The sequence below is a fragment of the Alistipes montrealensis genome (assembly GCF_018362775.1).
Classification (GTDB): Bacteria; Bacteroidota; Bacteroidia; order Bacteroidales; family Rikenellaceae; genus Alistipes; species Alistipes montrealensis.
Genome location: NZ_JAGYXY010000002.1, coordinates 321,063 through 343,933, shown reverse-complemented (window position 1 = coordinate 343,933; position 22,871 = coordinate 321,063). Strand labels below are relative to the sequence as shown.

Here is a 22,871-nt window from a genome sequence, read left to right as displayed (position 1 = left end):
TTTTACCTATGACAGAAAATACCCGGGACCTGGCGCAGACCTTCGAGATCTATTGCGACCGCCATCCCGAAAAGTTCGAAAAACGCACACAGCGCCTTCAGAAGACGCTTTATATGGCAGGAGCTGCGGTGTGTGTACTGCTGATCGTCTTTCCTGCGGTGATTCCGCTCCTTCCGCTCTGGATGATCCGCGTCGCCGCGGTTATCGGGCTGCTGATTTGCGCCGCTTCCGTCTGGCTCGGCTGCGAGGAATATTACAACCGCCAGAGCAACGGCCGCATCCGCCACATCGGGCTCAAGAAATTCGATCGCGTAAATACCTCGGCCGCCGAGGTCCTAGAGGCTTTCCTGCGCCGGGACTTCGATTTCCTTTCCGACGCTGCCGAGACCGAGAACGACCCCCTGCAACTTTATGTCTATGAAGATGCCCTGGGGCATGAATTTTATCTCCAACTGCGTGCCTATGAGTCGCCTTCGGAGTTCAATCCTGTTGCTGAGGTCATGACCGTCTCGGGCAAAGAGTACGACGACTACAAAACCGCGATCAAATCCATTCACCCGATTAAATAAAAAGAAACCACATGGGAAAAATCGAAAAACTCCTGAAAAGTTCCGAAACCGCCAAGCTTCCCGCCGGGAAGCCCTATGCACTTCCGGTCAACAAAATGTTTTACCTGCTCCAAACCGTCGTGGCTTGGGGCGCCTCCGTTGTGCTGCTGTTTTCGGCGCTCGGCTCGATGGGGTCTCAGGCCACGGGCATTGCGGGCAATATGCCGATCTACTACTTCGCTTTGATGGGTGTGATGATCGTCTACGGACTTCTTGCGCTTCGCTGCGCCTTCAGCGGCAAAGTGACTTTCGACGACGAACGGATCACCATGCCGGCTTTCTATCCCTTTATGAAAGAGAAACTGGCGTGGGAGGATGTGAACCGCGCCGAGTTGACGGGCGTGATCACCTACCGTAACTACCTGTCGCTGATTATCCAGAAGATTTTTTCGTCGATCTTCATGAACGTCGAACTGCATGTCACTTACCGCAATGTTCCGGGCGGAGGCAAGGGTAACTTCCCGGTTCTGGACCGCGTCGGTGACAAGGCTGCCGCCCTGCGCATCATCCGCGAGAAGCTGGGCGAGCGCTTTACGGTCTACGAAGGCGAATATTAATCGGATATCATTCACTCACATAACCGGTTTCCGGGCAGCCTTCGTGATCCGCTTTCCCGGCGGGTTCCGGTTGCAGTTCCGGACTTTCAAAAAAGCAGTCCACGGTTATCTGTGGACTGCTTTTTTGTCGGATGTTTCCCTGCCTGCACGGGGACTACGCCTTCGTGCGCATCGTCAGCGAGATCCGGCCCCGGACGGTGTCGATGCCCGTTACCCGCACCTCGACATGCTGCCCCAGGTGTACCACGTCGGCCGGGGAGGCTACGTAGCGGTCGGCCAGTTGCGAGATATGCACCAGCCCGTCCTGCTTGACGCCGATGTCGACGAAGGCTCCGAACGCCGTGATGTTGGTGACGATCCCCGGCAGGAGCATCCCTTCGCTGAGGTCGCCGATCGTGTGTACATTGGGGTCGAACGCGAAAACCTGCAACTGTTCGCGCGGGTCGAGCCCCCGTTTGTCGAGCGCTTCCAGGATGTCCGTCACGGTCGGCAGTCCTACCTCCCCGCTCACGTACCGCTCCGGTTTCAGGTCGCGGCGCAGCGATTTGTCGTTCAGCAGTTTCTCGACCGTCACACCCGCATCGGCCGCCATCCGCTCGACGATGTGGTATGACTCCGGGTGCACGGCGCTGTTGTCCAGCGGGTTCGCTCCTCCCACGACCCGCAGGAATCCGGCCGCCTGTTCGAACGCCTTGGCGCCCAGCCGCGGCACTTTGAGCAGCGATTTGCGGTTCTTGAAATCGCCGTTTGCCGCACGGTAGGCAACGATATTTTCCGCCAGCGCAGGTCCCAGGCCCGATATGTAGGTCAGGATGTGCTTCGAGGCGGTGTTGATGTTGACGCCGACTTTGTTGACACAGCTTTCCACGACCGTCTGGAGCCGCGCCTTGAGTTTCGACTGATCGACGCTGTGCTGGTACTGCCCCACGCCGATCGACTTGGGGTCGATTTTGACCAGTTCCGACAGCGGATCGATCAGACGCCGCCCGATGCTGACGGCTCCCCGCACCGTTACGTCGTAGTCCGGAAACTCTTCGCGCGCCACGGCCGAGGCGGAGTAAACCGATGCTCCGTCCTCACTCACCATGAAAATCTCCACGTCGCCGAGTCCCAGTCCGCGGACCAACTGTTCGGTTTCGCGGCCCGCCGTGCCGTCCCCGATGGCGAACGCTTCGGCCTTGTACTTGGCGGCCAGCGATTTCAGGGTTTCGGCCGCCTCGGCCTGCCGGCCCTGCGGGGGATGGGGATAGATAGTCGTGTTGTGCAGGAGGTTGCCCTGCGAATCGAGTGCGACGACCTTGCATCCGGTGCGGAACCCCGGGTCGATGGCTACGACGCGCTTCTGCCCCAGCGGGGATGAGAGCAGCAGTTGGCGCAGGTTTTCGGCGAAGACCCGGATCGCTTCGTCGTCGGCTTTCGCCTTGGCCGCCGCAAGCTGCTCGGTTTCGATCGAGGGGCGCATCAGGCGTTTGAACGAGTCGGCCACGGCGGTTTCCATCCATTCGCGCGTCGTCGAACCGTTGCGGATAAACTGCCGGCAAAGGCTTTCGGTGCAATACTCCGCATCTATGTCGATCGTGATTTTCAGGATTCCCTCGTCTTCACCGCGCTGCATGGCCAGGAACCGGTGCGATGAGATGCTGCGCAGGGGCGACGTGGCGTCGAAGTAGTCGGAGTATTTCGCTCCTTCGGCCTCCTTGCCCTTGACGAGTTTCGAATGTACGACGCCTTCGCGCGCGAACGTGCGGCGCAGCGTGTTGCGGGCGCGCTCGTCCTCCGACACCCGTTCGGCGACGATGTCGCAGGCCCCGGCGATGGCCTCCCCGGGAGTCGGCACTTCGGCCGAGATGAAACGCCGGGCCTGCTCCGCGACGTTGCGGGCGTTCTGCGCCAGGATGATTTCAGCCAGCGGTTCCAGCCCCCGTTCGCGCGCCACCGTAGCCCGCGTGCGGCGTTTGGGTTTGTAGGGCAGGTAAATGTCCTCCAGTTCTACCGCATCCCAGCACTCCGCGATGCGTTTGCGAAGCTCCGGGGTCAGCCTGCCCAGCCCTTCGATCGTCGTGAGCACGGTCTGCTTGCGGGCCTCGAGTTCGGTGAGGCGGTCCAGCCACTCCTTGACGGCGCCGACCTGCACTTCGTCGAGCGAACCGGTGGCTTCCTTGCGGTAACGGCTGATGAAGGGGATCGTCGCTCCTTCGCGGAGCAGGCGCACGGTTCCCTGCACCTGGGGCAGGGAAATCTGCAATCGTTGGGATATGATTTGTTCGGTCATGTTCGGAAAAGTTCTCCGGCAAAGATAACGCAACCCGGGGGCACTGCCAAATTTATTCGCCCCCCCCCGGCCCGTGCCGGCCGTTCGGCAAAAGCGGCGGATTGAAAACTCAATCCGCCGCTTTTCATACCGGGTAAAATTTCTTAGGCTTCGGCCTTGGAATATTCCGAGAATTCGCACCCGAAACGTTCGACCATCATGTTGTCCATCTCATCGGCCTTGAATGCCAGTTGTACGATGTTTTGCCGGATTTCCTCTTCCGACTCGTCGGTGATGTCCGAGAGGTGGATGCGGTAGGCGATGTAAATCTGGCGCTCCTCGATACCGAGCTTGTAAGGTCCGAAATCTTCGGTCAGCATGTAGTCCAACACCGGTTCCACGTCCTTCTTGGGGAGCAGGTTGATCGGTGAGGTGGAGAAGAGGTAGTTGCCGTCGTAGACGAAGATCCGGATTTCCGAACTGCCCTTGTGGAAGAGCCACGAGTCGTAGCCGTCGCGGGCCAGTATCGGGTTGATCCCCATCTGCTCGATGGCGCTCTCGACGAACGACCCCAGGGGCGACTGCTCGCGCTGGTCGAAGACCCCTTCGGTGAGTTTCTCGCCGCACGAAGGGCAGAATTCCTCTTCCTCTGCGATCAGTTCGTCGCAACTGCCGCACTGCACCTGGAAAATCGTGCGGTCGAACTCTCCGACCGTCTCCAGCAGTTTGCGCAGCGTCTCGACGCGGATACCGAATCCCATGTTGTCGGCCTGCGTGAACTTGCTGACCGTCACGCCCACTACCTCGCCGTTCTCGTTGAGCATCGGGCCTCCCGAGTTGCCGGGGTTCACTGCCGCGTCGGTCTGGATGTAGTATTTGCCGTCCAGGAGCTGCTTGGGCGACGACACCGAACCTTCGGTCACGGTGAAAGGCATGCCGTAGGGATAACCTGCGACGTAAACCTTGCGTCCGATGGCGAGGGACTCGTTTTCGGCGAGGCTGAGTTCCGGCAGCGCCGAGAAATCCCCGTCGACGGCCAGCAGGGCGATGTCGAGTACCGGGTTCACCAATACGACCTTCGCCAGGTAGGGCGTGCGGTCGTTGCTGTGCACGGCGACATGGTGAAACCCTTCGACGACGTGATAGTTGGTTACGAAAAGATTGCAGCTTTTCAGGTAAAAGCAACTGCCCGAGCCTCCGGCGTGCGTCACCTTGAATACCAGTTGGTATATGTTGTTCTGTTCCATTGTTTTGCGCTTTATTAGTCGTTACTCTTTTTTACCCATGGCCTGTTCCATCATCTTCATCTGGAATTCGGTCGCCAGACGCATGTACTCCGCCATGTCGCCCCGCATCATCGCCTCCTGCATCTTGGTCTGCATGTCGGCGACCTGCGACTCCATGGCCGCAGCCATCTGCTGCATCTGTCCGACGGCTCCGGCCATCGCTTCCGCAGCCGCTCCGGTGAGGTTTTCCAGCGATTCGTCGTCGTCGTCCGCGTCGAGCTCGCCCTCCATGATGTTGTCCAGCGCTTCGTACAGAATTTCGGAAGCCTCTTCCACCGGTTTTCCGGCCGAACGGCTCAGGGCGCGCGCCGCAACGGCGTTCAGGTCGTCCTGTACGTCGTTGTAGAAATACATTTCGTAGAATTTGTAGAGCATGCGGACTGCTGCGCGCTCGTAGTTCTCGGCCTGGATGGCTTCGGTGGCCTCCTGGTAAACGTCCTTCATGTTCTCCTGGACGTTGTTGAGCGACGAACGCCGTTTCGTCGAGACGAGCGTGTCGATGAAATAGAGGTTGTCGGCCATCTCTTCACGGGGCATGGCGAGTAGTTTTTCGAGGAAGGCTTTGCCTTTGGCTACCAACTCGGCTACGGGCAGTTCTTTGTCCATGTCGTCGATGGCCTTTTCGAGGTCGTTGGTCAACTGACCCTGCGGGTGTGCGAAGTAGGATATTTTGTAGAGGGCCGTGTCGACGACGTTCCATGCATATCCGTATTTGCGCTCCGTCTCATACTCTTTCACGACATCGAGTGTTTCGCGGCAGGTCTGCTGCACGGCTTCGTAAATGCGCCCGGCTTCCTCTTCCGGATAGGGAGTGATGCGGGGTTCGTAGCAGCGTTTCGCCCCGAACTTGGTGCAGAATTCGTCGTCATAGCGGTCTCCGATGTGGCAAATGTTGCGCAGCACGAAATAGAGCTTGTGGGGATGGCTCTGCGACAGGGCGCATCCGTACTCCATTTTGAGCCGGTCTCCCTGTTTGCGGAACCGGGGCAGCATGAGGCGGTTGATGTTCAGGTCGGCGACCTGCCGGAGCATGGCCACGCGGCCCTTTTCCGGAAGCTGGAGAAAGTCGGCCTCGATCAGCACCCGTCTGTCGCGGACGGTGATGTTTACCAGGATCGAACCGTGGGGAATGTGGAATTCCGTGCCGTCGGTGTTTCCGTATTTCGTACGGAATTCCGGATTGAGGTGGTCGAGCAGCAGGTGCAGCGCTTCGAGGTGCTTGCCCTCGTTGTAGCGGTCGACGCTCTGCTCGTAGGTCTCGACATTGACTTTGCTCTGGGTGGAGCTCAGTATGGGAGCTGTGTAAGCGGGTGTGATTTTCATGATATGGTGTTTGATGCTCTATTGATAATGGTCGTTCTGCCGGGTTTGGCCGTAGCCCGGGTTTTGTAATGATTGACCGCCGGACTCCGTTTCCTTACCTTGTTAAGGTCCGGATTGTTCCGGATCAACAAATATAACAAAATATCGGTCTTTGAGGAACTTCCGGACGACTTTTTTGCAAAAAAACAACGCCCGCATAAGCATTTTCGTCCCTACGAGAGGCAAATCCTGCGTATTTGCTCTTCGATGTCCGACGATTTGTCGATCCGGTCGTTGCGCAGCCGTGCCCGGTAGGTGTAAATCGTCGAGAGCGTGCTGTTGAGAAACAGGGCTATCTGCGCCGAGTCCGAGACGCCCAGCCGGACCAGCGCCAGGTAACGCAGTTCGGTCGAAAGCTGTCTGCTCCGCTTGGGCATGAAGCGCTCGGGATCGAGGAGCAGGGTGCGTACCTGCTCGATGAAGTCGGGGAACAGCCCGAGGAAAGTCTCGTCGAAGAGGCGCAGGAAATTGCGGTGCTCGGTCTGTATCAACTCCTGTGAGCGCAGCGTGATCAGTGTTTGCTCGGCATTTTCGGTTTTGAGCAGTTTGATGATTCCCATGCGGTAGGTATCGAGGCGTTGGATGTACGAACTGCAAAGCTGCATGTACTGGCTCACGTATTCCGATTTGATCTTGTTGGCGTCGTTGAGCTGGTCGTTGGTGCGTACCAGTTCGTTGTTGGTGGCGTTGAGCCGTTGGTTGATGTCGGTCAACTGGCGGTTGATTTCGAAATAGCTGTCTTTGAGCCGCTCGATTTCGCGTTTGCGCCGCAGGGTGTGGATCGCCTGCCAGAGAATGATGATCAGCAGCACCGAGAGCGATATGGCCGTGAAGAGCGTCAGCAGCAGTTTGCTGTGCATCGATTTGTCGAACGACCGGGTGATCATGTCCAGCGATTCGGCGTATTGCCCCATTCGCAGGCGGTAGTTGCTGACCGTCAGGTCATTCAGCGTGCGTTTGATGTAGGCGTTCGCCAGCCGTATCTCCCCGGTTTCGTAGAGTATCTGCGCCAGCCGGTAGAGCGACATATGGGCGCGCGTCGAGGCTGAGAGTTCGTAGATCGAGGCGCGCGCGGCCCACAGCATGCCCTGCCGGTTGTCGCCCATGTCGGTATAGTTGCGTGCGATCTGATAGATGATGTTGCCTTTCTGGAATATATCGAGGCTGTCGATGTCGTCTCTGATGAGCCCTTCGAGTTTTTCCAGCGCTTCCCGGTTGCGTCCTTCGAGGCGCAGCAGTTCGGCTTCGAAATTCTTTTTCTGGTAGGCGATGCGCGGTCCCGAAGCGCGGTTGAGATAGGCTTTAAGGTAGTATTTGAGCGAGTCGTCGTAGCGGCGCTGCACCTCGGGGAAAACGCTGAAACGCTTCGATTCGCGGAATACCGTGGCCCGGGTGCGGTAGTAGAGCGTCAGGTCGACCTCCCGGCTGTTCGTGGTGTCGACGCCTCGCAGCACGCGGTTGGCCTCCGCGAGTTCGACGTTGCCGATCAGGACGATGGCCGTACGGACCTTGGCGTCGTTGATCAGCCGTTTGTCGCCCAACTGCTCGGCCAGCGCGCGGGCCTGCATGCAGTAGTAGGCCGACGAGTCGAGCTGGAAGTGGCTGTAATGGCCCGCCAGGGTGATGTAGGCCCAGGTCCGTGTCCTGTCGCTGCGGGTGGTGTCGGCAATGTATTGGTATTTGCGGATGATGTTGTGGCGGCGGCCCACGTAAACCGCTTCGTTCCGGATTACGTCGTTCAGTTCATGGATCGCCGCGTCGATCTCGCGGTCGAGGTCGTCGTGGCAGCCGGTCGTCAGGAGGGCCGTGACGGCAAACAGCAGGCAGCGGAGGTTTCGGTTCATGGTAAATGGCGTGTTTCGGTCAGACAAGATAGTAAAATTCGGTTTCAAAAAAACGTTTCGGAGGGTTTTTGGACCGTTGCGGGATTGTTGAAAGGTTTGATAAAACAAACCCGATTTATTCTCGAGGTATTGATATTCATTTGATTGCGTTTTTGATGGGTTTGATTTTTCCGGGCCTCCTGCGGGGGCTGTCTATTTATGGGTACATTTGCCATACCGACAAACCCGTTGCCAGGCGGCAACACGCAAACCCAACCAAAAATGAACCGAATCTTGAATTGCCTTTCATCGGCCGCGCTTGCATTGATGCTTTTTGCAGGCTGTTCGTCCGAATCTTCGCCGGAGAATCCGTCGCCTCCTCCCGCCGGGGCGGGGGATGTCTGCGGATATGTCCGCTGCAACGGCCAGGGCATCGCCGGAGTCGTGGTTTCCGACGGCGTGAACGTCGTGAAAACCGATGCCGCAGGTTATTATTCCTTTGCGAGCGACCTCGCTTCGGCCGACTTCGTGCGGATTTCCGTGCCTTCGGGCTACGAGACGGCCCGCGACGGAATCCTTTCATCTTTTTATGCCCCTATCGACCCCGCCGCCACGGGCATGCAGCGCTTCGACTTCGACCTGATGGCCGTGGACAATACCCGCCACCTGCTGCTGGTCATGGCCGACATGCACATTTCGGGGCGCAAGCCGGGCTATCCCGACGATGCCGGAACGGTCGTCGCCGAACTCGATGCCAAACAGTGCCGGGATCGTTTCATTCCCTGCCTGGCCTCCTATGCCGCCTCGGCCCCCGAGGGCTACCGTGTCTACGGATTGAATCTGGGCGACATGACCCATTCGGAGTACTGGTATTCGAAAAACTACTCCTTTCCGCAGTATATCGAGTCGATGAAGGGGATCGACTTCCCCGTTTTCCACGTCATCGGCAACCACGACTACTGCCACAAAGTTGCCGACGATACGGCCGATGCGCAGTATAAAGCGGCGCTGGGCCCCACCTATTATTCGTTCAACCTGGGAAGCATCCATTACGTCGTGCTCGACGACATGGTCTACAAAGGTTCGAACGCCTACTCCACGCGCATCGACGACTGGCAGATGGAGTGGCTCCGCAAGGACCTCGCGGCGATGGACCCGGCCCTCCGCGACGTGGTCGTCGCGATGCACGTTCCTACTGTCAACAGCCTCCAGACAGACGGCTCCTATAAAAAGGCCCTCGAAAATTTCGACGAGTTCTATGCGCTCTTTGCCGGCTATAACCTCACGGTGATGAGCGGACACTGGCATCATGCCCATTCGGTCCGCATCGGCGACAAGGCTGTGGAATACATCCTTCCGGCCGTGTGCGGCACATGGTGGTACAAACTCCTTTGCAACGACGGGACCCCGGCGGCTTTTGCCGCCTACACCGTCAACGGAGCTTCCATGAGCCACCGCATCGTGCCGTTCGGGGAGGAGTATGCCGCGGAACGCTACCGCGTTTACAACAAGGGAGTTACGACCAATACCGGGACCGTCGCTCCCGGCGCATCGTCGGACCCTGCCGGAGGTTCGCCCGCTATTTTGGTCAATCTCTGGGAAATGCGCCCCGACTGGACCTTCACCTGCTACGAGAACGGCGTGCAGACTTCGGGCCGGCTGACGCGCGTGGCGCGCTACGACCCCATCCACCGCGACTTCTGCAACCGGGAGTTGATCGGATGGGTGAAGTATTCGTGGTGCGCGACGGTCCGTACGGCCGACCACTGGCTGCAATACGTCCCGGCCGATCCTGCGGCTGCCGTCCGCATCACGGTTACCAACCAGAAAGGATCGTTGCTGCACGTCATCGACACGAAGATCGAATAATCCGAATCCATACCACTTTTATATGATGAAAAACAGAAAATTTCTGCTCTTCCTGGCCGTTGCCGTGTTGTTCGCGGCGCCGGCCCGAAGCGCCGGACTGCCGGCCATTCCCGATAAATCGGGGGTTACGGTCAAAGGTTATGTCGCGTGCGAAGGCCGCGGCATCGAGGGGGTCGTCGTCTCCGACGGCTTCAATGTCACGAAAACCGATGCCGAAGGCCGCTACTGGCTCAAAACCAAACTCTCGCGCTCCGAGTTCGTGATGATCTCCACGCCGCGCGGCTACGACCCGGAGGTCTATTCCGGATTCCTGCCCAAATTCTTTTACGCCCTCGACAAGACGGCGGATAAAAAGAGCGTCCAGCAGTTCGACTTCCACCTCACACGCGCCGCCAACGACGACTACACGCTGCTCGTCGTGGCCGACGAACACGTCTCGGGCCGTGTGATCGACATTCCGCCCGGCAGCGGCAACGTCATCGCCCCGGTCGATTCGGTCCAGTTCCGCGACGACTTTATGCCCCGGCTGGTCGGGTATGCCGACAGCGTGATGCAGCGCATGCCGGTCTACGGGCTCAACCTGGGCGACATGACCCACTCGGAATACTGGTTCCGCAACAAGACGGGCATGCCCGAGTACCTGCGGCTCGCTAAAGACACCCCCTTCCTGATGTACCACGTCATCGGCAACCACGACCATTGCCACAAGTACGAAACCGATTACGAGGCCGAAGCCGAATACCGCAAGTATTTCGGTCCGACCTACTACTCGTTCAACCTCGGCAAGGTCCACTACGTCGTGCTCGACGACATGCTCTACCACGGCCGCAACAAGTACGACAAGATCATCGCCCCGGAACAGTTGGCGTGGCTCTACAAGGACCTCAAGGCGCTCGACCCCTCGATCCGCCGGCTCGTCGTGGCCTGCCACGTGCCCCTGGTGGCCAACAACGGCGCCTGGGACGATATCTGGTATAACCTCAAGAACAAGGACGAACTGTTCGTGCTGTTACAGGACTACGACGTTACCATTATGACCGGCGACTGGCACACCGAAGGCACGACGCGCGTCAGCGACCGCATGGTGGAGTACGTCCATCCGGCCATTACGGGCAACTGGTGGTATCGGCAGGGCATCTGCTGCAACGGCTATCCCGCCGCTTTCACCGAGTATGTTTTCCGGGGCGACCGCCTCGAAAGCCGGTCGCTCGTCGACTGGGCCGACGGCAACAGCAAGCGGCAGTTCCGGGTTTACAACAAAGGCGTGACCTCGAACACCGGGATTGCGAGCTCCTCAGCGCTCGACCCTGCGGGCGGCGCACCGTCGGTGCTGGTTTTCTTCTGGGGGATCGCTCCCAACTGGACGTTCGTCTGCAAAGAGAACGGCGAGCAGACCTATGGCCGCGGCCGGCTGGTTCAGCGCTACGACCTTGCGGCCCGTTCGCTGGTCGAGGAGGGCATCATCCCCTACGAGCGTTATACCTGGCTCAAGCAGAAGCCTGTGCGCCTCTACCTCTACACCCCGAAGGACCCCGACGCCGAGATCGAAATCGTGGGTACGGACCACATCCTGAACCGCGATTTCCGGGTGGTCACACGGATCGAAAAATAACCGAAGTCCCCTAATACTACCTAATATGAGAAAATTCTACAAAATGATCGGAGCGCTGCTTGTGCTGGTATCGGTCACCCTCTCTTCGCTGACGGCCCAGACGGCCGCCGGAGTGAAGGGCGTCGTGACCGACAGCGACAGCGGCAGGCCGCTTGCCGGCGTGAGTGTAAAACTCTCCGGCGCGGCTACGGCAACCACGACCGACGCAAAGGGCGCTTACACCATCCGGGTGTCCTCCGCCGAGGCCGTACTCGAATTCTCCCTGGAGGGATACGTCGCCCGGAAGGTCCCCACCGAAGGCCGGACGCAGGTCGACGTGGCATTGAAACCCGCGTCCCAAACCCGGGAACCGGGCGTGGTGAAAGGCGTCGTGACCGACAGCGACACCGGCGGCCCGCTGGCCGGCGTGACGGTCGTGCTCTCGGGTTCGACGCGCGGAACCACGACCGACGCAAAGGGAGCCTACACCCTTAGGACACAGTCCGCCGAGTCGGTGCTCGACTTCTCCTACCTGGGCTACGTTCCCCAGAAAATCCGCGTCGGCAACCGTTCGCAGATTGATGTCGGGCTGGTGGCTGACAACAAGGACATCGACGAAGTGGTCGTGATCGGTTACAGCGAGGTGAAGAAAACCGACCTCACGGGTTCGGTGACCAACGTCAAGATGGGCGACATCAAGGACATTCCGGTGGTCTCGGTGGACCAGGCGTTGCAGGGCCGTGTGGCCGGCGCCGACATCATGTCTACGTCGGGCGACCCGACCGCCTCGACCTCGATCCGCATCCGCGGTACGCGCTCGATCACCGCGTCGAACGAGCCGCTGATCGTGGTCGACGGCATCATCGACGCCGTGCACGACCTGAGCGACATCAATTCGGCCGACATCGAGTCGATCTCGGTGCTGAAGGACGCTTCGTCGACGGCCATCTACGGCGCACGCGGGTCGAACGGCGTAATCATCGTTACTACGAAGAAGGGCAATCCCACGGTGAGCAAACCGTGGATCACGCTCAAGGCCGATATGGGCTTTTCGCAGCTTCCGCGCAACCTCGACGTGATGAACGCCACGGAGTTCGCCCTCTACCGCAACGACGTGACCTATTTCAACTGGCAGATGGGCAACCGTCCGGTCCAGGACTACACCTACAACGACCCCTATTCGCTGGGCCGGGGAACCAACTGGATCGACGAGATCACCCGTACGGCTCCCTACCAGAACTACAACCTCTCGGTGTCGGGCCGCTCGAAGACGAGCAGCTACTTCGTGTCGCTGGGTTACAGCGACATCCAGGGTATCGTCGACGACAGCGGTTTCCAGCGCACGACGGCCCGCGTCAACGTCTCGCACGAATTCGCCAAGTGGTTCACGGCGGGCGTCAACTCGTCGATCTCCTACCGCGACGAGGCCAACAACAAGGCCAACATCGGCGGCTCGTCGGTGTGGAACGCCGCGACTTACCTGGCGCCCATCCTGGGTCCCGAGGATACCTACAACCCCTTCTACGGTTCGGGCCAGACGATCAACAACCCGCGTTTCACGATCGACCTGAACGAGAACACGCTCGAGCGATTCGCCTCGACCAACACCCTCTATGTGGACATCAAACCCGTCGAGGGGCTGAAGATCAGCAGCAAGTTCACCTACTACCTCTACCAGCGGCACGACTACCGCTTCTACCCGAGCACGCTGCCCGTTAAGAACGAGGGCGAGGGCGGCGAGGGCTACCGCGCCGAGTACGACACGCGCACGCTCTCGACCGAGAACACCGCGACCTACGCCTACACCTCGAAAACGGGCCACCAGTTCGACGTGATGGGCGGCTTCACGGGCTCGAAATCGCGCCTCAACGGCATGGAACTCACCGCCAAGGGGCTGATCGTCGACGACAACAAGTGGAACAACATGAACGGCATCTACGACAAGGAGAACTACACGTGCACCTCCTATACCAACTATGTTACGAAGATGTCGGTGCTGGCCCGCGTGAACTACAACTACAAGAAACGCTACTACCTGACGCTGACCGGCCGTTACGACGGATCGTCGAACTTCGCCGCCAACCACAAGTGGGGCTTCTTCCCGTCGGCAGCCGTCAAGTGGAACATCTCCAACGAGTTTTTCATGCGCCGCGTGCGCTGGGTCGAGGAGCTGTCACTGCGCCTGAGCGCCGGACGCACCGGCAACGACGCCATCAAGCCCTACCGTTCGATCGAGGCCTACACCTCGACCTCGGGCGGCTACCTGCTGGGCGGCTCGCAGTCGACGGCGTACTACCCGGTGCGCGTGGCGAGCGACAACCTGACGTGGGAGACCACCGACCTCTACAACGCCGCCATCGACGCTTCGCTGTTCAAGAAGCGCCTGAACATCACCTTCGAAGGCTACATTTCGAAGACCCGCGACCTGCTGCTGTCGGTCCAGAAAGCCGCGCAGTCGGGCTATACGAGCCACTTCGAGAACATCGGACGCACGTCGAACAAGGGCCTCGAGCTGACCCTCGAGACGCGCAACATCGTTAAGCCCAAATTCTCGTGGTCGACGTCGCTCACGCTCTCGCACAACAAGCAGATGGTCGAGGACATCGGTACGGAGGATTTCGTCAGCGCCATGAACAGCCCCGGCAACAGCCAGTACATGATGTACGGCTATGTCAAGGGCCGCCCGCTCAACGCCCTGTGGGGCTTCAAGTACGGCGGCGTGTGGCACAACCAGGAGGAGATCGAACGCAACAAGGTGACCCACACCTATGTTTCGGCCACGACCGCGATCAACCCCGGCCTGCCGCGCTACGTCGACACCAACAACGACGGCTCGCTGGACCAGAAGGACCTGGTCTACCTGGGCAACGCCGACCCCACGATCTACGGAGGTCTGCAGAACACGTTCAACATCGGGCAGTTGAAGGTCGGCGTCTACTTCGCCTATTCGCTCGGCGGCAAAATCTACAACTACTCGGAGCTCTACATGGCGGGAACCTACTCCACGAACCAGTACCGCTATATGGCCAACTCGTGGCATCCGGTGCGCAACCCCGACTCCGACCTGCCCCGCGCGGGCGGCGTGCAGGTGCATGTCCCGAGCGACCTGCAGGTGCACGATGCATCGTACCTGCGCCTGAAAAACGTCTCGGTGGCCTATACGTTCGACCTGCGCAAGCGGGTGAAGTGGCTGCGCGACATCACGCTGAGCGTCAGCGGCGAAAACCTCTACCTGTGGTCGAAGTACAACGGTTTCGACCCCGACGTTTCGACTTCGAGCGAAAGCTCGACGCTGCGCCGCGTCGATATGGGCGCCTATCCGCGGGCGCGCACGGTGATTTTCAGTGTTCAAATCCGCTACTAATCAAAAAACGACTACGATTATGAAATCGATAAAACTGGTTTTGCTGACGGCGGTGGCGGCGCTCACGGGAGCCTGCTCGCTTCAGGAAACGCCCGAGTTCTTCGTCAACCGGAGCAACTTCTACCGCAACAAGTCGGAGTGTATCGCCGGTCTGAACAGTTGCTACATTCCGCTCAAGACGATCTATAACTTCAACTTCGGCGTGATGACCGAGGGGGTCACCGACCTGCTGTTCCACAACTCGCCGACGGTCTACGATTCGCGTCTCGAAATCTCGCCTGCGCTGCCCGGTTACGGAGCTACGGTGTGGACGCAGGGCTACAAGGCCGTGATGTACTGCAACGCTGCCATCGAGGGCATCAAGAATGCCACCGTGAGCGAGGATGATCGCCAAAAGCTGCTGGCCGAGGGCATGATCCTTCGGGCGATGTATTATTACCTGCTCACGTCGGTCTTCGGCGACGTGCCCTTCTACACGATCGACGTGAATACCGAGGAGCTGCTCAACCAGGCAGCCCGGCTGCCGCGCATGTCGGCCGTCGAGACCCGCAATTACCTGATCGAAGAGTTGATGGATAACGTCCCGAGCCTCGACCAGGTGCGTTCGTCGGAGGTTGCCGACAACCGCATGGGTGCGGCCGTGGGGTGGATGCTCGCCGCCAAGATGGCGATGTGGAACAAGCAGTGGGACACGGCGCTCGAAGCGCTCGCAGAACTGGAGAAGATTTACGGCACGCTCGACCAGTACCCGCTCTCGGACGTTCCGTTCCGCATGAAGAACACTCCCGAGTCGATCCTCGAAATCCAGCATTCCTACACTTCGGGAGGCCTGATCTATACTTCGAACTACGCCTGCATCTGCATGCCCAACCAGACCACCGCGGAGTCGGGAAGCGACGTTTTCGACGGTGTGAAGATCGAGGAGCTGGGCGACGACGCCAACGTGTGGCCCGGCATGCGGCCCAACCTGGTTTTCAGCGCCGGATTGCAGACCCGTACGGGCGGCGACCGCCGTGTGGAGATGAACCTTGCGTGGGAGTACGGCGGACAGGAGTTCAAGAGCGTCGGGACGCGCCCGTGGCTCGGCCCGAAATTCTGGTGTCCCGGCATGCGCGACAGCTACGACTCGAACAACTACAAGGTTTTCCGCTATGCCGACGCCGTGCTGATGGCAGCCGAGTGCTGGTGTATGAAGGAGAATCTGGAGCAGACGAAATTCTATCTCAACCAGGTGAAAAACCGTGCGGGTATCGCCGAATTCACGGTCTTCAAGAGTTGGGAGCGTACGCTCGAAGAGATACAGAACGAGCGCGCCCGCGAACTGATCGGCGAGTTTCAGCGCAAATTCGACTTGGTGCGGTGGGGTATCTGGTATACGAAGACCCTCGAATCGGCCGATTACGAGACCGTTCGCAACGCCATCCTGCCCTGCCACGAATACTACCCGATTCCCGACACGCAGGTGGTCTACTCGGGCTATGCGCTCGACAACAAGGAGTATGAAAAATACGGACTTTAACCTAAAAACGGAACATTATGAGATTCAGCTATAAAGGCATTGCATTGCTCGCGGCGCTCTGCGGGGCGCTGTACGGGTGCAACGAGCCGTTCGAACCGACGATCCGGCTGGCCGTGGATAACAACCTGGTCGAACTGCCGGCCAAGGAAGGCGTGACCCGCGTGATGGTCTATTCGACCGGCGAGTGGTCGCTCTCCCTGGATTCGGAATCCGGCGGCGCATGGGCGCGCATCGACCGGGCGTCGGGGCGCGAAAACGGCGATTTCGTATTCGAATACGACGCCAACGGCGGTTTGTCGCGCAAGGCGACCATCCGCATCGGTTCCGGGGACCGCCTCTGCGAAGTGGTGATGTTCCAGGCCGCGGGAATTACGGACCCGACGCTGACCGTTACGCCCGGAAGCGTTGCGCTGTTGGGCGAAGGATGTCCCGTGGAGATGACCCTTTCGAGCAACCTCGGTCCCGACCTGGAGCGCGTGCAGCACGAAGTCTCCTATGGCGAGGACAGCGGCGAAGGGTGGATTACCGATGTTGCGCTCGACGATGAGTCGCTGCGTTTCACGGTGACGGACAACACGACCGGGGCGATGCGTTTCGCCACGGTGACCCTCTGGGTTACGGACGGCAACGGCGCCCGCTACGAGACCCGCGCCACTGTCACGCAGAGCGCCGAAGCGTTGAAACTGACGATGACGCCTGCCGAAGAGACCCATGCCGCGGCTGCCTACGGCGAGACGTTCAAACAGGCCTTCGAGTGCAACATTCCGGCGATTTACGGCGGCCTGACGTTGGTGTGCGACTACCTGACCGGCGCCGAAGGCTGGTTGACGGATTATAAGATCGACCGCGAGGCTGGCCTGCTGAGCGTGAAGGTCCCGGCCAATCCCGCCGCACCGCGTTCGGCGCGTATCGCCCTGCGTTACGACGATGGGCGCGGACGGACGATCACGACCGACTACGTAACCCTGACGCAGGAGAAGTGCGACATCGGCGGGTTGGAAGGCGACCAGATGGAAGACGAAAAAGACGACAACGAATGGTAACCGACTAAACAGAGGCAAAAATGAAAAAGATACAGAATCTATTGATAGCTTGCGGCCTGCTGCTGGCGGGGTGTTCCGAAACTCCCGTCGAGACCGCCGGCCTGCCCGGGCCAGCTCCGGTGAAACGCGTTTCGCTGCGCCTCGATGCAGGGGCGGACACGCGCGCCATGCTGGACGAAACCCTGCGCGTGAAGTTCCAGCCGGGAGATATGGTCGATATCAACGGTGTGGCCTACGAGGTTTTCCTGCTCGATGACGGCTCGGCCGCCGTGCCCGAAGTTCCCGAGGCTCCGCGTTACGAAGTGGTGTTCCCGTCGGCCTGCAATTTCCTCCAGCAGTCGAAGGAGGCCGCCAACTTCAAGTTGCCGCTGGCGCAGTTCTACGCCGGTCCCGACACTTTCGGGCGCAATGCGATGCCGATGTACGGCGAAGCGACGGGTATCGACGAAGACAAAGGTTACGTGAACGTCACGCTGCGCAACATGTGCGGCGTGCTGAAACTGACGCTCAAAGGCTCGGCGACGATCAACACCATTCTCGTCGAGGACAGGTCGGGCGCTCCGATTTCGGGTTATTCCACGCTCGAAACCGACAGCGAGGGGAATAAAATCCTCGTGCCGGGTACGGCGAGTTCGGCCCGCGCCTACCACCTGGTGATGAATTGCGGCGGTGCGGGCGAAGGCGTCGCGCTGAGCGAAAGCGGAACCGATTTCTATGTGGTGATGCCTGCCCGAGCGTACGCTTCGGGGTTGAAAATCCGCATCACCGACCGTTCCCACCGGGCGATGACCGTCGATTCGCCGACCCCGCGGACGATCAAGCGGAACGTCGTGACCGAGACCCCTGCGATCGTTTATGCACCCGATGCCGACCTGGTGTTCGCGGAGTATTTCGACGCCTGTGCCTGGGGCGGGAATTACGTCGGCAATACGAAGGGGTATTCGCCCTCGCAGACCGAAGCCCAGCAGAGCAGCGGCAGCCTGGCCGGAACGACCGCCGCGGGATCGGCGACGGGCCTCGAGGAGGCTCCTTTCTACATAATGGAGAATGCCGCCGGAACAGCGGATTACACCAATTCGTGGAACATAGCTCCCCCTGCGGCCGTCAACAACGTGACGGCGGACTACATCCGCAACCGCAACCTCTACGACTGGACTTACCTCTACCGATGCGCCGAGTTCCAGGGCTGCCTGCGCGTCGGGTCGCCGACGCTGGGCCGCGGCAAAATCCACACGCCGAAGTTGGCGAACATTCCTGCCGACGCTTCGGGCAGCGTGCAGATCTCCTTCCGCCTCTGCTACGTCAAAGGGGCGAATATGACCGACTCGTTCCAGAGCTGGATCGACAAGGGGACCTACCAGGAGGTTTACATCGACGGTGAGAAAATGGCCTTCACGCCCGCTACGTCGGCCTACATCCCCAACTCCACGATCGGAACCGGCGGCTGGGCCGAAGTGCGGCTGATTGCTGACGGCGTGTCGAAGGACACCTCGTTCAACTTCTTCGAGAAAACCGGTACGGCGGCCACGACGAGTTACTATTTCGTCGATGACATCGAGGTCCGCCTGCTGGATTAACCACCCGTTTAAAACCAAGACAAAATGAAAACGAAAAATAGCTGGAAATTGTTGCTGCTGACGGCCTTCGCTGGTTGTGCGGCGGCCTGCGCCGACGATCCGGACTCCGTCCCGGTCATCGAACTCGGCGCCGTGAAAGGCGAATACATCGTGCCGGCACAGAGCGGCACGGTCGAAGTCGAGGTGTACAGCAACCGCGGCTGCAACGTCTCGCTGCTCGAAGCGACTCCCTGGGTCGAATTTCATACCGGCCGGATTCCGGGCGACGGCGCTTTCAGTGTCGCCTACGGAGCCAACGACTCGTTCGCCCGCGTGGCGCGCCTGCTGTTGCAGGACGACAGCGGACGCCGCCGCGATACGGTTTACATCCGCCAGGAGGGGCTGATCGAGGAGCGGCTCGTATTTCCCGCGCCCAACATTTCGGTCAAGGGCAGCAGCGGCGAGCAGTCGGTTTCGGCTCCGCTCGACACTAATATCGGCGCGGAACGCCTCGTGACGAAGGTCGTTTATCCCGACGAGGGCGCTGCCGACTGGATTTCCGACGTACGCGTCGACAGCCGGTCGGGGGCGCTGCTCTTCGCCACGCAGGCCAACCCCGACGGGGAGAATATGCGCTCGGCGGAGATAACGCTCTCGTTCACGAACGGCTGGGACAAAGTCACTTCGGCCAAACTCTACGTCGTGCAGGCCAATGCCCACGACGATTTCGGCACGGAGCGTTCGTTCGAAGAGATTCGTTCGCTGTGCGGTCCCGGGCAGGTCGTGACCATCGAAAACGACTATTACATTTCGGCATGGGTCGTCAGCGACGCCGCGGGCGGCAACATGGGGGCCAATCCCATGACCACCGAGTCGACGATCAACTACGAGGTCTGCAAAAAGACCGCCTATGTCGAGAGCATCGACGGCAGCCTGGGCTTTATGATCGAAACGCAGACTGCCGACGACAACATTTTCATGCGTTACAGCCGCATCCAGCTCTCGCTGAAGGGCGTGCGCCTGGTCCACGATACCGATCCGGACCGTTTTGCGCTCAAGGGCGTGAAATCGGCCATGATCATCAGTTCGCAGTTGAGCACGGCGGCGGATATTCCGCACAGGGAAAAGCGTATCAGCCAGTTGACCGACGACGATATCTACACTTACGTGACGCTCACCGACTGCGAACTGCCGATCCGCAAAGGTCCGCTGACCCCGATCAACGAGGGTTATGCCAATGCCACGGGCGCCAACCGTACGGAGAAATGCGCGTCGCTCGTGCGCGACATCGAGGGCGAGCACATCTACCTCTACACCAACACGACGTGCCTCTACCGCCGCGACGGCAGCCGTCTGCCCTATGGCTCGGGCAAACTCTCGGGTATCGTCGTCCACGAGTTGTTCCCGCGTTTCGAGTGGGAGGACAACCCGAGCGGCGACGACGATTCCTACGGTTATATCGGCCGTTACCAGTTGCGCCACGTTTCGAAATCGGACTTCGACGGGCTGGCCGATGATTTCAAGGACAGCTTCTCGGCGCTGCTGACCGAGTACCGTTTCCTGCAGTACGACAACAACAAGGTTTATCCGACCTACGGCACGAACGGCTACCTGACGCACAGCTACAAGGACGGGACGGGTGCGATCAAGATCCTTTCCAACGAGGATTTCAGCTACCTCGGGCCGGTAGGCAACAAATCCACGTTCATTTTCGGGTCTAACATCGGCAATGTCAACGGCATGGGCATCATCCTCGAAGACGGAACCGACTGGTGGCGCGATTTCGCCGACGTGAACAACAACACCTCGGGCGACACCTCGGGCGGAGGCAAAGGCAAGGTTCCCCGCAAGGGCAGTGCCGAAGGCCCCGCATGGGTCGACTGGTACTGGTGGGACAAGGCCAACGACCGCGGCCATGCGTGGATCGTCAATTTCTCGACCGAAGGTATCTCGACCGACGTGCTGTCGATGCAGGTAAGCGTGCTGAACGACCGCTACGACAGCGGCAAATACGGTTCGCCCCGCTATTTCAACGTCGCATGGTCCGAGACGGGCAACATGGACAACGACGACGACTGGACCTATATCGACTCCTACACCGTGCCCGACATGGCGCGCTGGACCCCTGCGACGCGCTACTGGCAGTATGCGGGATGGAAACCCGTCGATGTGAAACTGCCGTTGGAAATGCTGGGTAAAAAGAACGTCTACATCCGCCTGCAGGCGGCGCGGAACCTCGGCGGAAGTCTCGACGAGTATGCCGCGCAGCCGATCGACTCGCCGTCGTGTATGAACTATTTCGCCATTCGTTACAACAAAAAATAACCTCACAGACGACCGGGACGGGATTTTACCCGTCCCGGTCGCTGACGATAAAATCCCGAATTTGTGCAAAGAATCCTGATCCTTGTCGCCGTGCTCCTGCTCTCGGCTGCGTGCGCCGAAGCCCCGCTGCCTGAAATCCATGTCATTCCCCGCCCCGTGTCGGTCGTTCCGGGCGACGGGACGTTCCGCATCGGCCGTGGGTGCAAGATCGGTTACGACGACCCGTCGCTGCAATCCGTTGCTGCGCTGTGCGCCGGCTATCTGGCCGATGCCGGGGTGCGGAAGCCCGTCGTGACGGATAAACCCGTACACAAGGGCATCGACCTGCAACTGGACGGTACGTTCCCGGACGAAGAGTACACCCTGAGCGCGACGCCGAAAGGCGTGTTGATCTGCGGAGGCTCGCCCCGGGCGGTGCTCTACGGCGTGCAGACCCTGCGCCAGATGATCGGCGGCGGCCGGGTCCCCGTTGCGGAGGTACGCGACAAGCCGTTTTTCGGCTACCGCGGTGCGATGTTCGACGTGGCACGGTACTTCTATCCCGTGGAGGATGTCAAACGGTTCATCGACATCATGGCGCTTCACAAACTCAATACTTTCCACTGGCATCTGACCGATGACCAGGGGTGGCGCATCGAGATCAAACGCTATCCCGAACTGACGCGTGTGGGGTCGGTGCGCAAAGAGACGCTGATCGGCCATTACAAGACCTCGGACGAATACGACGGCACGCCCTACGGCGGTTACTACACGCAGGACGAAATCCGTGAGGTGGTGGCCTATGCCGCGGAGCGCTGTATCGACGTGATTCCCGAGATCGAACTGCCCGGCCATTCGATGGCCGCGCTGGCGTCGTATCCGTGGCTGGGGTGTACGCAGGGGCCTTACGAGGTGCGTACGACGTGGTTTTACAGCAGCGATGTCCTCTGTGCGGGCCGCGAGACGACTTTCGAGTTTCTCGAAAACGTGCTTTCGGAGGTGCTCGAACTCTTCCCGTCGAAGTATATCCACGTAGGCGGCGACGAGTGCCCCAAGGTGCGGTGGGAAAAGTGTCCCGACTGCCAGCGCCGCATGCGGCAGGAAGGGCTGAAGGACGAGAACGCCCTCCAGAGCTACTTCGTGTGCCGCATCGAGGAGTGGCTGCATGCCCACGGGCGTGAGATGATCGGCTGGGACGAACTGCTCGAAGGCGGCGTGACGCCCTCGACGATCGTCATGTCGTGGCGCGGTACGGAGGGCGGAATCAAGGCCGCGAAGTCGGGCAACCGGGTGATCATGTCCCCGCGGTTCTACTTCTACCTCGACTATTACCAGACTTCCGACCCGGAGAAGAACGGCGAGCGACTGGCAATCGGCCGTAACGTCCCGATCCGCAAACTCTACGGCTACGACCCCTTCGACCGGCTCGATGAAGCGCAGGCCCGCAACATCCTCGGCGTCCAGGCCAACCTCTGGACCGAGTACATCGCCACGATGGACCATGCGGAGTACATGCTGCTGCCCCGCCTGGCGGCCATGTCCGAGGTGGCGTGGGCTCCCGAGGGGCGCGATTACGACGATTTCGTGCGGCGGCTCGGCACGCTGCGCGGCCTGTACGACCGTGCGGGATACCAGTATGCCGATTTTGTATTCCGGGGCATCGAGTGACGCTACGGACAGAGATAATAAAACACGGGGAGGCTTCTTTCGAAGCCTCCCCGTTCTTATCGCATTGCAA

14 protein-coding genes are annotated in these 22,871 nt (G+C 59.9%); 10 read left to right on the top strand and 4 right to left on the bottom strand.

The window, feature by feature from the left end; all coding sequences use genetic code 11:
* Positions 1 to 8: 8 nt before the first annotated feature.
* Together KG007_RS04590 and KG007_RS04585 are read left to right on the top strand one after the other, a co-directional pair.
* Positions 9 to 569 (top strand): hypothetical protein, encoded by a 561-nt coding sequence (locus KG007_RS04590; protein ID WP_213347530.1) that lies wholly within the window; start codon positions 9 to 11, stop codon positions 567 to 569.
* A gap of 11 nt (positions 570 to 580) precedes the next feature.
* Entirely contained in the window at positions 581 to 1,165 is a 585-nt protein-coding gene (locus tag KG007_RS04585; protein ID WP_213347529.1) for a hypothetical protein, read from the top strand.
* Positions 1,166 to 1,319: 154 nt separating this feature from the next.
* Here KG007_RS04585 and KG007_RS04580 read toward each other — a convergent pair whose 3' ends face one another.
* From KG007_RS04580 to KG007_RS04565, 4 genes are all read right to left on the bottom strand, one after another.
* A complete protein-coding gene (locus KG007_RS04580) occupies positions 1,320 to 3,437 on the bottom strand; it encodes a Tex family protein (RefSeq protein ID WP_213347528.1) in 2,118 nt (705 codons plus the stop codon).
* A 143-nt stretch (positions 3,438 to 3,580) separates the two neighbouring features.
* Positions 3,581 to 4,663, bottom strand: a complete 1,083-nt coding sequence (locus KG007_RS04575; protein ID WP_195459392.1) for a trypsin-like peptidase domain-containing protein — start codon at positions 4,661 to 4,663, stop codon at positions 3,581 to 3,583.
* Positions 4,664 to 4,684: 21 nt separating this feature from the next.
* Positions 4,685 to 6,025: a hypothetical protein gene (locus KG007_RS04570; RefSeq protein WP_213347527.1), complete on the bottom strand. Its 1,341-nt coding sequence runs from the start codon at positions 6,023 to 6,025 to the stop codon at positions 4,685 to 4,687.
* A 212-nt stretch (positions 6,026 to 6,237) separates the two neighbouring features.
* The gene (locus KG007_RS04565; protein WP_195459398.1) at positions 6,238 to 7,908 is read right to left on the bottom strand and encodes a DUF6377 domain-containing protein; all 1,671 of its coding nucleotides are present in this window, start codon (positions 7,906 to 7,908) and stop codon (positions 6,238 to 6,240) included.
* A 261-nt stretch (positions 7,909 to 8,169) separates the two neighbouring features.
* Between KG007_RS04565 and KG007_RS04560 the strand changes: the two genes are divergently transcribed.
* The 8 genes from KG007_RS04560 (at position 8,170) to KG007_RS04525 (ending at position 22,801) form a co-directional block, all read left to right on the top strand.
* Entirely contained in the window at positions 8,170 to 9,756 is a 1,587-nt protein-coding gene (locus tag KG007_RS04560; RefSeq protein WP_213347526.1) for a metallophosphoesterase N-terminal domain-containing protein, read from the top strand.
* 22 nt (positions 9,757 to 9,778) lie between these two features.
* Complete coding sequence (locus KG007_RS04555) at positions 9,779 to 11,368, top strand: metallophosphoesterase N-terminal domain-containing protein (protein WP_213347525.1); 1,590 nt, start codon at positions 9,779 to 9,781, stop codon at positions 11,366 to 11,368.
* A 25-nt stretch (positions 11,369 to 11,393) separates the two neighbouring features.
* Positions 11,394 to 14,711 (top strand): SusC/RagA family TonB-linked outer membrane protein, encoded by a 3,318-nt coding sequence (locus KG007_RS04550; RefSeq protein ID WP_213347524.1) that lies wholly within the window; start codon positions 11,394 to 11,396, stop codon positions 14,709 to 14,711.
* Positions 14,712 to 14,730: 19 nt separating this feature from the next.
* A complete protein-coding gene (locus KG007_RS04545) occupies positions 14,731 to 16,230 on the top strand; it encodes a RagB/SusD family nutrient uptake outer membrane protein (RefSeq protein WP_213347523.1) in 1,500 nt (499 codons plus the stop codon).
* A 17-nt stretch (positions 16,231 to 16,247) separates the two neighbouring features.
* Positions 16,248 to 17,273, top strand: a complete 1,026-nt coding sequence (locus KG007_RS04540; protein WP_213347522.1) for a BACON domain-containing protein — start codon at positions 16,248 to 16,250, stop codon at positions 17,271 to 17,273.
* Between the two features lie 20 nt (positions 17,274 to 17,293).
* Complete coding sequence (locus KG007_RS04535; RefSeq protein WP_249413239.1) at positions 17,294 to 18,850, top strand: hypothetical protein; 1,557 nt, start codon at positions 17,294 to 17,296, stop codon at positions 18,848 to 18,850.
* Between the two features lie 24 nt (positions 18,851 to 18,874).
* On the top strand, positions 18,875 to 21,154 hold the full coding sequence (locus KG007_RS04530; RefSeq protein WP_213347521.1) for a DUF5689 domain-containing protein: 2,280 nt from the start codon (positions 18,875 to 18,877) through the stop codon (positions 21,152 to 21,154).
* A gap of 63 nt (positions 21,155 to 21,217) precedes the next feature.
* Positions 21,218 to 22,801 carry a beta-N-acetylhexosaminidase gene (locus KG007_RS04525; protein ID WP_213347520.1) on the top strand — a complete coding sequence of 528 codons (1,584 nt, stop codon included), beginning with the start codon at positions 21,218 to 21,220 and terminating at the stop codon, positions 22,799 to 22,801.
* The last annotated feature ends 70 nt before the right edge of the window (positions 22,802 to 22,871 follow it).

What these genes read in the sequence shown, in the direction of transcription:
- KG007_RS04555 (WP_213347525.1), top strand. Translation starts at nt 9,779, where the DNA reads ATGATGAAAAACAGAAAATTTCTGCTCTTCCTGGCCGTTGCCGTGTTG.
- KG007_RS04540 (WP_213347522.1), top strand. Translation starts at nt 16,248, where the DNA reads ATGAGATTCAGCTATAAAGGCATTGCATTGCTCGCGGCGCTCTGCGGG.
- KG007_RS04585 (WP_213347529.1), top strand. Translation starts at nt 581, where the DNA reads ATGGGAAAAATCGAAAAACTCCTGAAAAGTTCCGAAACCGCCAAGCTT.
- KG007_RS04570 (WP_213347527.1), bottom strand. Translation starts at nt 6,025, where the DNA reads ATGAAAATCACACCCGCTTACACAGCTCCCATACTGAGCTCCACCCAG.
- KG007_RS04575 (WP_195459392.1), bottom strand. Translation starts at nt 4,663, where the DNA reads ATGGAACAGAACAACATATACCAACTGGTATTCAAGGTGACGCACGCC.
- KG007_RS04565 (WP_195459398.1), bottom strand. Translation starts at nt 7,908, where the DNA reads ATGAACCGAAACCTCCGCTGCCTGCTGTTTGCCGTCACGGCCCTCCTG.
- KG007_RS04530 (WP_213347521.1), top strand. Translation starts at nt 18,875, where the DNA reads ATGAAAACGAAAAATAGCTGGAAATTGTTGCTGCTGACGGCCTTCGCT.
- KG007_RS04560 (WP_213347526.1), top strand. Translation starts at nt 8,170, where the DNA reads ATGAACCGAATCTTGAATTGCCTTTCATCGGCCGCGCTTGCATTGATG.
- KG007_RS04545 (WP_213347523.1), top strand. Translation starts at nt 14,731, where the DNA reads ATGAAATCGATAAAACTGGTTTTGCTGACGGCGGTGGCGGCGCTCACG.
- KG007_RS04535 (WP_249413239.1), top strand. Translation starts at nt 17,294, where the DNA reads ATGAAAAAGATACAGAATCTATTGATAGCTTGCGGCCTGCTGCTGGCG.
- KG007_RS04580 (WP_213347528.1), bottom strand. Translation starts at nt 3,437, where the DNA reads ATGACCGAACAAATCATATCCCAACGATTGCAGATTTCCCTGCCCCAG.
- KG007_RS04550 (WP_213347524.1), top strand. Translation starts at nt 11,394, where the DNA reads ATGAGAAAATTCTACAAAATGATCGGAGCGCTGCTTGTGCTGGTATCG.
- KG007_RS04590 (WP_213347530.1), top strand. Translation starts at nt 9, where the DNA reads ATGACAGAAAATACCCGGGACCTGGCGCAGACCTTCGAGATCTATTGC.